General features: G+C 57.1%; 11 protein-coding genes. 6 read left to right on the top strand and 5 right to left on the bottom strand.

The features are described from left to right. Positions 1-246: 246 nt before the first annotated feature. The 3 genes from V6C07_RS04530 to ettA all read right to left on the bottom strand — a co-directional run bounded on the left by V6C07_RS04530 (position 247) and on the right by ettA (position 4,344). Positions 247-900 carry an HAD-IA family hydrolase gene (locus V6C07_RS04530; protein ID WP_333535176.1) on the bottom strand — a complete coding sequence of 218 codons (654 nt, stop codon included), beginning with the start codon at positions 898-900 and terminating at the stop codon, positions 247-249. A gap of 101 nt (positions 901-1,001) precedes the next feature. Further along, on the bottom strand, positions 1,002-2,606 hold the full coding sequence (locus tag V6C07_RS04535) for a DUF4139 domain-containing protein (protein ID WP_333535177.1): 1,605 nt from the start codon (positions 2,604-2,606) through the stop codon (positions 1,002-1,004). 55 nt (positions 2,607-2,661) lie between these two features. Then, the gene (ettA, locus tag V6C07_RS04540; protein ID WP_333535178.1) at positions 2,662-4,344 is read right to left on the bottom strand and encodes an energy-dependent translational throttle protein EttA; all 1,683 of its coding nucleotides are present in this window, start codon (positions 4,342-4,344) and stop codon (positions 2,662-2,664) included. Between the two features lie 272 nt (positions 4,345-4,616). Here ettA and V6C07_RS04545 point away from each other — a divergent pair, with 272 nt between their 5' ends. The 6 genes from V6C07_RS04545 (at position 4,617) to pgl (ending at position 10,210) form a co-directional block, all read left to right on the top strand. After that, positions 4,617-5,570 (top strand): bile acid:sodium symporter family protein, encoded by a 954-nt coding sequence (locus V6C07_RS04545; protein WP_333535179.1) that lies wholly within the window; start codon positions 4,617-4,619, stop codon positions 5,568-5,570. After that, complete coding sequence (locus V6C07_RS04550) at positions 5,570-6,799, top strand: aromatic amino acid transport family protein (protein ID WP_333535180.1); 1,230 nt, start codon at positions 5,570-5,572, stop codon at positions 6,797-6,799. The genes V6C07_RS04545 and V6C07_RS04550 overlap by 1 nt, the downstream gene beginning before the upstream one ends. Positions 6,800-6,810: 11 nt before the next feature. Continuing rightward, positions 6,811-7,191, top strand: coding sequence for a RidA family protein (locus tag V6C07_RS04555; protein ID WP_333535181.1), 381 nt, complete (start codon positions 6,811-6,813; stop codon positions 7,189-7,191). A gap of 184 nt (positions 7,192-7,375) precedes the next feature. Continuing rightward, a complete protein-coding gene (locus V6C07_RS04560; protein WP_333535182.1) occupies positions 7,376-8,116 on the top strand; it encodes a class I SAM-dependent methyltransferase in 741 nt (246 codons plus the stop codon). A 22-nt stretch (positions 8,117-8,138) separates the two neighbouring features. Then, positions 8,139-9,197 carry a translation initiation factor IF-2 gene (locus tag V6C07_RS04565; RefSeq protein WP_333535183.1) on the top strand — a complete coding sequence of 353 codons (1,059 nt, stop codon included), beginning with the start codon at positions 8,139-8,141 and terminating at the stop codon, positions 9,195-9,197. A gap of 266 nt (positions 9,198-9,463) precedes the next feature. Beyond that, complete coding sequence (pgl, locus tag V6C07_RS04570) at positions 9,464-10,210, top strand: 6-phosphogluconolactonase (RefSeq protein WP_333535184.1); 747 nt, start codon at positions 9,464-9,466, stop codon at positions 10,208-10,210. A 415-nt stretch (positions 10,211-10,625) separates the two neighbouring features. Here pgl and V6C07_RS04575 read toward each other — a convergent pair whose 3' ends face one another. Together V6C07_RS04575 and V6C07_RS04580 are read right to left on the bottom strand one after the other, a co-directional pair. Continuing rightward, entirely contained in the window at positions 10,626-11,465 is an 840-nt protein-coding gene (locus V6C07_RS04575) for a hypothetical protein (RefSeq protein ID WP_333535185.1), read from the bottom strand. 8 nt (positions 11,466-11,473) lie between these two features. Further along, a partial coding sequence (locus V6C07_RS04580) for a sirohydrochlorin cobaltochelatase (RefSeq protein ID WP_333535186.1) occupies positions 11,474-11,884 on the bottom strand: 411 nt, incomplete at its 5' end.

The following is an 11,884-nucleotide window of genomic DNA, read 5'->3' on the forward strand; positions in this document are numbered from 1 at the left end:
TTTGTTGACTCGCAGTTGCCAGACCGCGAGATTTTTTAACAAATCAAAAGGAGTTTTACTCACTTGGGCAAAGCTATAAGCTTTTTAGAACCCCCCGCCTAGCGGGGGGTTTTCTAGTTACAAAAAACGCTGGGAAGAGTCTTCCCAGCGTTACATGTTTGCGAAGGCCCGGCAAGCAGGGGCCAGCCATAAAAACCGCTGCCTGTCATGGCTTTTCGCCATTCCACCCTGCTTCGCGTTTTCGCTTCAGCCCTGTTTTTGCAAAAGGGCCTGTAAGGATTGCACGTCAGGACACAGCCAGTCGGCCTCAGCCGCTTTCAGCTCCGCCTCAGAGCCATATCCGTATAAAACCGCAGCGCACGGCATGCCCACCTCATGCGCGCCGGCCACATCGTACTTGCGATCCCCGACCATCAGGCAGGATGCAGAAGGAATAACGCCCAGCCGGTCACAGGCATAGCGCAGCACTGCGGTTTTGTTGTTACGAGGGCCGTTAAATTCCGCTCCGGCCACACAAGAAAAGCAGCGCGCGATGTCGAAATGCTCCACAATACGCAGGGCAAAAGGCTCGGGCTTGGAAGTGGCGAGCGCCAGAATGCGCCCCTCTTCCGCCAGCGTGTGCAAAAGATCGTATACGCCGTCATAAAGACGGTTTTCAAAAATGCCCTGGTCTGTGTAATATTCTCTGTATTTACGGATAACACCTTCCACTTTTTCCGGATCGTTGGGAAAAAGTTTGGAAAAAGAATCGCGCAAGGGAGGCCCGATAAAAGGAATCAGGCTTTCCCGAGTCATGGAAACGCCAAAATATTTCAGGGCGTATTGCACAGAGTTGATTATGCCGACTTCAGAATCCGTAATGGTTCCATCCAGATCAAAAAAAACAGGATTAAAATTCAAGAAAGCCTCCTTGGGCGGACAACCGGGCTGCCCTTCTGTCGCAAAGGCCGCCCCGTATTCGGGGCGGCCTTGCACATATGAATCAAGACGCGCGCATTCCGTTAAGGAATGTCGGTAAGCATCGGTATTTCCTTGGAAGACGTGATGGACACAGAGTGTTTTATCTCGGCCTTTCCATCGCCGGGTACTTCTATGTTCCACAACAGCATGTGCTCATCAGGCACCTGCTGCGATGCCGGTGAATCGTTATACGAGACAGACACGCCCTGATCCACGATCATCGGCATGGGGCGCTCCACGCGCACGGTAATGGCATCCTTGTGCAGGTTGGTGAGCACATATGTCCATGCCCAGGTCCAGGTGCGGCTTTTTTCGATAAAACCGCTTTCACCACGCCGCTTGCTGTTCACAATCACATTCACGTGTACACGGGGATCAGGCCCGAAATACAGGGTTGCTTCTCCGCCGCGCGGCGTGAAAAATCCCTGTCCGACGCCCTGGCCGTCCACGCTGAATTCAGCCGAGCCGTCCGGCCAGGACTGTTCCGGCGGCAAGCTGTATTTGCCCATAAGCCACACACGGCTGTCGCCCACCCTGGGGCGAACCAACCACTGCAAAGGCGTTTTCCACGTGTCTTCCACAATGAGCAGCCGCGAACGCCCTTCAGGCAGGCCGCGCACTGCCAGGTTCCAGCGGGCAAAAACAGCGCTGCCGTCGTGTTCCACCAGAGGTTTCGCAAGCGCAACATCCGCCTGGGCCGACATCACCGTAGCTTCCCGGGTCATAGCGCGCAGCGGGGCCGCAGGCTGAGGAATCGGGGCTTGAGAGTCGACGACCCATTTGCGCAGGTTCGCCGGTTCACGCGGGCCTTCGCCGCGTGAAATAAGGGTGAGTTGCGTGTTGCTCCAATCAATGCCGGAAAGCTGCCATATTTCAGCCATAAGCCGCACAGAAGTTTCATTGCTCTTGCTGTTTCCGGTTTTGGCATCAAAGCTGTAAACAGGGCGCCAGCCGCAGTTGTTCAGTTGATAGCTGTAGGCCACTTTCAACTGCTTGGCCGCCACAGGTTTGCGCAGGGCAATGGTGATGCGCTGCCCCATTTCCGGGCTTAGCGGCATCAGGTCCAGCTGCTTGCGAAGCACATCGACCAGGCTTTCGAGGTTGGCCCGTTCAATGACCAGTTCGGGAATGGCACTGCCCTGCCTTTTTTCCCTTTGCGTCAGATCCTGATACGAGCTGCTGCTGGGCGGAGTTTCCCACAGGGCCAGTTGCGCCTTGACGGCAGCAAGCTTGCCGCTGGCCTGATTTATTTCAGCGTTCAGGTCCGCCCGAAGTTGGGCCAGGTGACCTCTGCGCTCCAGCGACTGGGGCGTGGAAGTCCAGCGGGCAATGGTGTGGCCGGGAACACTGATCTGGAGATTTTCCGCATCGCCGGGCAGCACAAAGCTCAGGATGCCCATGTCGTCATCCATAAGGACAGGCAGGGTTTCTTCAACCTGCACCGATCCGCCCGAGGGCGAAAGTATGGCTGAGATGGGACTTGCTGGAGAAGTGGGAGCAATGGAGGCGGAAGAGGTTTTTTCCTGGGCTGCCCAGGCGCTGCCTGCTGTCATGAGTGCCAGCACCAGGGCCAGCAGGACAGCTTTTATGCCTGGTGCGGCGGCATCGTTACGAATTTTAATTTGCGATTTTACTTTTGTATGCATCTGCCCTCCGGAGCGGTCAGCCCCCGCGCCGGGCGATCCGACGCGGGGGCAGCACTCATCGTGTCAGTTTGCGGAACTTGAGGCGGTGTGGCGTATCGGCATCCTTGCCGAGACGCTTTTTACGATCTTCCTCATAATCCGAATAATTGCCTTCAACAAAAATCACGCCGGCCTCATCTTCAAAAGCCATGATGTGGGTAGCCACCCTGTCGAGAAACCAGCGGTCATGGCTGATTACCAGCACGCAGCCCGCAAAGTTGTCCAGGGCGTCTTCAAGAGCGCGCATGGTGTTGACGTCAATATCGTTTGTGGGTTCGTCAAGCAGCAGAACGTTGGCCCCGGATTTCAGCATGCGGGCCAGATGCAGACGGTTACGCTCTCCACCGGAAAGCACATCCACTTTTTTCTGCTGATCAGCGCCGTGGAAGTTGAAACGGGTGCAGTAAGCGCGCGCGTTTACCTCACGGTTGCCGAGCTTGATGGTTTCGGCCCCGTCACTGATAAGCTCGTAGACGGTTTTACCCGGGGTCAGGGATTCGCGTCCCTGATCCACATAGGCAAACTGTACGGTTTCACCAACCTTGAGCGTGCCGGTGTCAGGCTTTTCCAGCCCCACCAGCATCTTGAACAGGGTGGTCTTGCCCGCGCCGTTGGGGCCGACAATGCCCACAATGGCTCCGGGAGGAATCAGCGCATTGGCCCCGTCCATAAGCATTCTGTCGCCCAGGGATTTGCCAAGGCTGCTCAGCTCGATCACGCTTTTGCCAAGGCGCGGTCCCGGAGGAATATAGATTTCAAGGTCGGGCGCGCGTTTTTCACTTTCGTGCGAAAGCATGGCCTCGTAAGCGTTGAGGCGGGCCTTGCCCTTGGCGTGGCGGCCCTTGGGCGACATGCGCACCCACTCCAGTTCGCGCTGCAGGGTCTTCTGCCTTTCGGCTTCGCTTCGCTCTTCAGTGGCAAGACGCTTCTGCTTCTGCTCAAGCCAGGAAGAATAGTTGCCCTTCCAGGGAATGCCCCGGCCCCGGTCAAGCTCAAGAATCCACCCCGCCACATTGTCGAGAAAGTAGCGGTCGTGCGTGACGGCGATAACAGTGCCGGGGAACGTGGAAAGATAGCGCTCAAGCCAGGCTACCGATTCCGCATCCAGATGGTTGGTCGGTTCGTCGAGCAGCAGGATGTCGGGATTTTGGAGCAACAGGCGGCACAGGGCCACGCGGCGGCGCTCACCGCCGGAAATCTGCTGCACGGGCATATCACCGGGGGGGCAGCGCAGGGCGTCCATGGCCATTTCAAGGCGCGAGTCCAGATCCCAGATGTTTTTGGCATCCATGAGTTCCTGTACCTCAGCCTGCCGCGCAATGAGCGCGTCCATCTCGTCCGGCTCCATCGGTTCGGCAAATTTGGCATTGATTTCTTCAAACTGCCGGGCAATGGCCGTGAGTTCGCTTACGCCGTCCTCAACCACCTCGCGCACGGTGCGCGTTTCGTGGGCAAGCGGTTCCTGCTCCAGATAACCGATGGTGTAACCAGGGGCCAGAACGGTCTTGCCGTCAAAGGACTGGTCCACACCAGCCAGAATTCTCAGCAGGCTGGATTTGCCCGCGCCGTTCAAACCAAGCACGCCGATTTTGGCTCCATAAAAATAGGAGAGGGAAATGTCTTTCAGCACTTCCTTCTGCCCGTGGCGCTTGGTCACGCGGATCATGGAATAAATAATCTTGTCCGGTTCGTTGCTCATGATGCTCCTCAAAATTTGGTGACGTTTTCGCCTTGGCAAAGGTGCGGTGCGAAAACGCGCGCCAAATGGGCGCGCTCCTAACGACACAGAGTATCCGCTTGGAGCAGCTTTTTCAAGTGAGATGCATGCCGGACATTTGGCGCGCACACCGTATAAATCACTGCCAACTCATTATTGATAGTAAGTTTTTATCCATGCCCTTGCCATCCGCACGCCAGTCTGACAGTATGCCGATGTCCGCACACTACGCCTCAGGCGGAGGAAAAACAGACTTGCTGCGCCTTGCAATCATCATCAGCGCCGGCCTCACGCGCTATATGGGCCTTGTGGTCATTGCCTGTTCCGCTCTGGCCCTCTGGCGGCCCGAGCTTTTCCGGTGGGTAGCCCCATACGTCACCCCGCTTCTCGGACTCATCATGTTTGGCATGGGCATGACCCTGCGCGTGGGAGACTTCAACCATGTGCTGGCGCGGCCACGGCATATCGCTCTGGGCATAGTAGCCCAGTTTGCCCTGATGGCCCTGCTGGCCTTTGTTTTTTGCCATGTCTGCTCTCTGCCGCCGGACATGGCTATGGGTCTCATCCTCGTTGGCACGGCCCCTGGTGGAACCGCCTCCAATGTCATGGCCTATATCGCCAGGGCCGATGTCCCCTACGCTGTGACGCTCACATCCCTGGGTACGTTTCTTGCTCTTCTGCTCATGCCCGCCCTGACATGGCTTCTTGGCGGCGTGTGGATACCTGTGGATGTGGGCGGTCTTGTGCTTTCCATCAGCAAGATAGTGGTGGCTCCCGTCCTTATGGGGCTTGCGGCGCACCGTTTTTGCGGCGGGCTGACCCGTCGCGCCCTGCCCTTTTTGCCCCTGCTTTCCGCCCTGACCATCACTCTTGTGGTGGCTGGCATTCTGGCTATAAATGCCGCGAGCATCCTGAAGGCCGGCCTGGACATTTTTATGGCTGTCATCTGTCTTAACCTTGCCGGCCTTGCCCTGGGCAGCCTGCTGGCCCGTCTTTTCCGGCTTGACCGAAGCACCGGCCGCGCCCTGTGCCTGGCAGTCGGCACTAAAAATTCCGGCCTTGCCACCGCGCTTGCGCTGACACATTTTTCGCCTGCGGCAGCCATCGCGGGCGCCCTTTACAGCGTGTGGCAGAATATTTCAGGGGCGCTGCTTTCCAACTTTTTTCATACCCGCCCAACAGATATTATCCCAAACAAGGAATTATAATGGACTTCCGCTTTTTTCCCGTGCTTGGCGGCACCACCCTTGTGGCCGGCACGGCCATAGGCGCCGGCATGCTGGCCTTGCCGATGGCCTCGGCCGGAATGTGGTTTTCGTGGTCAATCGGGCTGATGCTGATCTCCTGGATTATCATGCTGCGCTCAAGCCAGGCCCTTCTGGAAGTGAGCATGCACTTTGAACCCGGACACAGCTTTCATACTATGGTGCGGGAATTGCTGGGGCCAAAGTGGAGCCTTGTGAATGGCTTTGCCGTTGCCTTTGTGCTCTATACCCTGGTGTATGCCTACGTGAGCGGGGGCGGGTCCATTATTGAGCAAAGCATCACCTCCATAACCGGCGCAGCGCCGCCAAGGCTGATCAACAGCCTGGTGTTCGCCCTGCTGCTCACGGTCTTTATCTGGTGGAGTTCCGAAGCGGTCGACAAATTTTCCATTTTGCTTGTGGGCGGCATGGTCATTTCCTACTTTATTTCCGTCAGTGGCATGATAACGCACCTGCGCGTGGATACGCTGCTGGATCGCAATGGCAGCGGCGGAGAAATGATCTTCCTGTGGGGAGCCGTTTCAACCTATCTGACATCCTTCTGTTTTCACGCTTCTGTGCCGAGTCTTGTCAAATATATGGGCAAGGAGCCGCGCACCATTGATGCAAGCCTGCGCTACGGCACAATAGTGGCCCTGGTCTGTTATGTCTCCTGGCTGGTTGCCGCGGACGGCAACATTTCACGGGCGGACTTCAAAGGCGTTATTGAAGCGGGCGGCAACGTTGGCGACCTTATGGCCGCAGCGGGCAACAACCTGAGCAGTTTTCTGGTGTTGCGAATGCTTGAGGGTTTTTCACTTCTGGCTGTTTCAACCTCTTTTCTGGGAGCGGGTCTGGGGCTTTTTGACTATATGGCCGACCTGTGCAATTTTGACAACAGCCGCTCGGGAAGAACCAAGACCCTGCTTGTGACCTTTGCGCCACCCATTCTGGGGGGGCTTATCTGGCCTGACGGCTTTTTACCCGCCATCGGCTGGGCGGGGCTGGCATCGGCATTCTGGGCAGTTATCATACCGGCCCTTTTGCTCAGCAGCAGCCGGAAGCGCTACGGCAAGTCCGCGTACACGACGCCGGGCGGCCGTCTGACCGTACCCCTGCTGCTGGCATACGGCTGCTTTGTCGCTGTTTGCCATACACTTTTTGTCTTTAACCTGTTACCCATGTACCGCTGAAAGGAGCAATCATGAACAAGGAAGTCATCAGCACAGACAAGGCTCCTGCCGCCGTTGGCCCATACAGCCAGGCCATCAGGACGGGCAATCTCATATTTCTTTCCGGTCAGGTTCCCATTGATCCCGCAACCGGCAAACTGGTGGAAGGCGATGCCGCCGCCCAGGCCGTCCAGTGCTGCAAAAATGTGCAGGCCATTCTCGAATCACAGGGTTTGACCACTGCAAACATTGTGAAAACAACGGTCTTTATTACCGACATCAAAACCTTCGGTGCGGTAAACGAAGTGTACCAGCAGTATTTCAGCGCTCCCTGCCCCGCGCGCTCCTGCGTGGAAGTCAGCGCCCTGCCGCTGGGCGCCAAGGTGGAGATCGAATCCATCGCGGCAATATAAACATACGACATTTCCGACAGAACGGTGGAAAAATGCGAAGCAACGCTTTTTCCACCGTTTTTTCGTGGGCGTTGCGATGGTCACGCTCAGGCTTCTCCGGCAGTTTTTTCTTGCCATTTTGACCTGTTTACAAAATAGTGAGATATTAGAAAATAACCGAACCACCTGATCAAAAGGCAGAACCATGAAGCGGTGGCATTGGAATGCCAAGGGCCTTTCCGCCCTGGACAAACAGCAGAACCTTCTGCAGCACAGTCTGGCGGTCTGGCCGCGCAGGGGAAAAACCCTGCTGGAGGTCAATTGCGGCCAAGGGATACTTTCGCCCTTGCTGTGGGAATGCGGTTTTGACCTCACAGCAACAGAACTGCGTCCGGAACTGCGGACGCGGGCCGCTGCCGTCATGGGCAGCCGGGCGGAAATAACCGCCGCCGCAGATGACCACCTGCCTTTTGAGGACAGCTCATTTGACGGAGTTGTGCTCCACCTCTCCGGCGGTGATAAAAAGAAAATGGAAGTCGCCGTGCGTGAAGCCTTGCGCGTCACTTCCGGCGGACTTGCCGTTACCTTCTGGAACAGCGCCTCTCTTGCGTACCTGCTGCACTGCCTTCAAGGCCGAAAAGACCCCTGGCCGGGGCCTGTATACTCGTGGTGGCGCGTCTGGCGCATGCTCAAAGAAATGGGGGGCGGCAAAACCTGCGGCATGAGCACTCTTGCCGGGCCGCGCTGCCTCTGGAACAGTTCCTGCTCACTGGGCGGCTGCATTCGCAAGCTGCCCCTTCCTCTGGGTGCATGGTGCGTTGTCCGCCTTGATCTTGGCCCTGCGCGCCCCGTAACGCCTTTGCCTCTCAAAATCAAAGGACAGCGCCTGCGCAGACCGGAACCGGCGCTGGAATATGGTTCAAAAAATTCCCTGAATTCTCAGTGAATTAGAAAATATCGGGTGCGTCATGAACTTCCCTGATCTTTCCCGGCTGATTTCCTTTGTACGCCAGCATGTTCTTGCGTTTGCCGCGGGCATACTGATCGTGATTGCCGTGGTGCTGCTGTTCAGCGGCTGGCGGTATTACCAGTTCCGTCAGTCCAGTCTTTACGCCTATGAAGAGCTGCGTGACGCCCTGAAAGGTGCCCAGACAAATAATCTTGCCGAAATGGTGGACTTCAACGCTCTTTCCCGGCAGTTGGCGGCCAGCCTCGCGCGAAGCTATCCTTTTCTCAAGGCGGGGCCTGATCAGGAGCGCCAGATCAGCGACATGATACAAACCGCCCTGCTCAAGCAGCTGCGTTCCAAGCAGGAGGCCGCCAAGGAAGAGCCGGACCTGAAAACACGGCTAATGACTCCGCTTTATGCCCTGCCTTCAGACTTTCTGGAGCAGCTTGCCAAAACCATTCACCTGCAAACTTCCAGCGAGGGTACGGCCCTGCTGACGGCCAAAATACGCCACCCTCTGCTGGATAAAAACTTCTCGCTGATCCTGCGCATGGACAAAACCGCCGAAGGCTGGATCGTGCGCAACCTGGTGAACGGGCCGGAACTTACGCGCCAGTTTCGCGAAGCGCAGGTAGAACGCATGCGCGGGCAGCGGCAGGTGATCGTTGACAAAAACACACAGACAGAGCGGCGCATCAGGGATATTTTCCCCATTCAGTCCTGCTCGGCGGATGCCGGACTGCTTTCAGACGGCAGCACCCTGCTTGTGGTGGTGCGCGCACTTGCGCGGGACATCGGCACAGTGGGGGTCAACAACATGAACCTGTCTGTGGCAATCGCCGATGCTTCTGGCAACACCCTGTTAAGCCGCAACCTGAATGCCGTACAGCCCGTCCGTCCGGGCGAAGACTTCAAGCGCAGCTGGACCATTGAACTGGACGGACACAGCGAACTCGGCCGACTCTTATTGCAGGGCCAACCCCTGAAATGCACGGCTGCATGGAAAACCCTCGGGCTGGACAACGGCGAGGTGCTGCACATTTCGGACACTCCCGAACCTATCGAAGAATTTCAATAGTTGCGGCACACTATTGACACAAATATGGCTTTTCTCTCCGCTGCTTCTGTGCCATAATACGCGGCGTCGCCCAGCTTGGTCAGGGCAAAAAATTTTTCGTCATGGCTGCCGGTAAACAGGGCGGCCCGTATCGGCCACCTGTTTCATTGCGCCGCGCCCGCAAGGCCGGAAATACCGGCTGCCAAGACGCGCTTTGCAGGCAAGTTCCAGCAAAACGGCCAGGCCATGCCGACCGTTTCCATCGTCAACTTTGAAGGAGCCGCCACATGTCGGGCCTCAGCCGATCCATCCACCTTACGGTGCACATTCACAAAGATCCGGCCGCCATGGCCGAACGCGCCGCACATATTCTTGCCGCCGCCTGCGAAGAGGCTGTTGCCGAAAGGGGTGTCTTCCGCATCGCCCTGTCCGGCGGGCAGACCCCCATTCCTCTTTTCCGGCTGCTTGCCGGTGACGACTGGGCCGACCGGCTGCCCTGGGACAAGATAAGCATTTTCTGGGTGGACGAACGCTGTGTGGGGCCGGAACATACCGACAGCAACTACGGCCTCGCCCGCAGAGAACTTCTCAGCCACGTCCCGGCCACACATTTCTACCGCATGCGCGGTGACGAAGACCCCGTAAAGGCTGCCATCAAGTATGAAGGGCAGCTCCGTGCAGAATTCGATCTGGGTCCGCAGGACATCCCCCGCTTCGACTTCATGCTGCTCGGCATGGGAGAAGACGGGCATACCGGCTCCATTTTTCCTCATTCGCCCGCCCTTGCGGAAAAAAAGCGACTGGTCATTGACCAGTATGTTCCGGAACGCAAAGCTGACCGGCTCACCCTTACCCTGCCGGTCATCAATAACGCCCGCTGCTGCATGTTCCTTGTAACCGGGGCCGAAAAGCATGATGTGCTTTCCCGTGCTCTCAACCTGCTGGCTCCGCCCACGCTGCCCGCCCAGATGGTGCGGCCCGGCTTTGGCGACCTTGTGTGGGTCGTGGACGAAGCTGCGGCCACCGGCGTATAGGCCAAAGCAAAATCAGACGCCAGCCGTCTGAGGGCAAGTCGGCTTCAGGCGCTGCCCCAAGGGTTTGCGCAGGTGACAGCAATGTCATCTATTTGGCTCTTGCGCCTGTAGTGACCATCATTACAATTTGAACATATTTAATTATCAAAAGTAAAACCGCTCCAGCCGACAAAGCGGCCGCTGATGCCGCTTTTTACTCAAAACCACATCCGCCACTGGCTTTTATGCGGCGCTGGTTTTTACAGAGATGAAACCTGCCGGACACAGCACACTCCGCATATAAAAAGCAATCGACCGGCTTTTCCCGTAATCAGAGGGAAAAGCCGGTCGGAACATTTTGCGCCGCTGTACGTTCTTCGCGGAATTTTCCGCGCGTGAACTTCATCCGGCGTCAGGATGCTGCCCAGACTCTTTGCTACTGTAAAGCTTTAAGGATAGCGGCAGCAGACACGGACGAAAGGGCCTGCCCGTCCACAATCACTGCAGGCAGGCTTTTTATGCCGTAATACCTGCTTATTTGCTCAGCCTGATAAAGGTTAACGTTACCGGCATCATAACAATACTTTGCCACGTTCAGCTCCTGGCTCGCCGGAACCGGTGGCTGCAGGCGGGAAAGATAGGCATAGTGGATGGGGTAGTCCGTGTTTCTGACGGTAGCGTCATATTCATTCTGGAACGGCACAGCGCGCCCACGGGTGCTTTTCTGCTCGGCCTTGACCTTGTTCCACTGCCCCAAAGCATATGTCAGATACGGCATGGCCTGCCCTGGACGAGAATGGGTAATCCAGATCGCCAGCCCCATAAGATCCGTGCCGTAATATTCCTTGCTGTTGGCAAAAACAGCAATTTTGCACTGCTGCGGGGAAAGGGACCGGCTGGCATCAACAACGGCCTGCCAGACCTTTTCGCTCTGCGGCGCGGCAAAATCAAGCAGCACAAGGACTTCGTGCGGCGCCGTGGGATTGCCGAAAACCACAGGATAAACTTCATGTTTCCACTGAGGGCGATGCGCAGCTTCGCCTTCGATGGTAGGAACACTGCCCCCCATTTTCTGAAGCATGGCCGCGCCCTCGGCCGTGGCCGAACGCATGTTCGGCATATCCCGGTGCATATGCGGGTTATACTGGTTTGTATTGCCGTTCTGCGCCGTCGGCGGCAGATTTACCGCTGGCCCGGCAGCAGGCCCGCCGCTTCCGGCCCCACAGCCCACAAGCAACATGGCCGCACACAGCATGGTCACTAACAATGCGCGCATAAATCACCTCATACAGATTCAAAACAGGACTGGGCGGCATCCTCCAGATGACGCAACCATATCTCAGCAAAACCGGCGTATTCCGCCGTACCTTTCAACACAGGCACACACTGGCGTCCTTGCGACTCCACACGACTGCGCCATGATTGACTGTCCTGCCCGGCCATATCCTTGAGAGCATGGTTGCCGACCACAGAAAGCAGCGGCATAAGCCATACTCTCTCAGAAGAAAGACGGGGCAAAATATCCTCAAGCAGCACAGCTCCGTTCATGGCTCCCACATGTACGCGGGCATCAAGGCCGTAAACGGCATCCGCCAGGTCGGCGTAACGGGCCACGGCCTCGTGCTCCGCGCCGTGTCCCATAAAAATAACATCTTCTTGAGCGGTGCGCCCGGCCGGCAGGTGGTTCACGCAGGC

It is taken from the genome of Desulfovibrio sp. 1214_IL3152, from assembly GCF_036763055.1.
In the GTDB taxonomy this organism is placed as follows: domain Bacteria; phylum Desulfobacterota; class Desulfovibrionia; order Desulfovibrionales; family Desulfovibrionaceae; genus Desulfovibrio.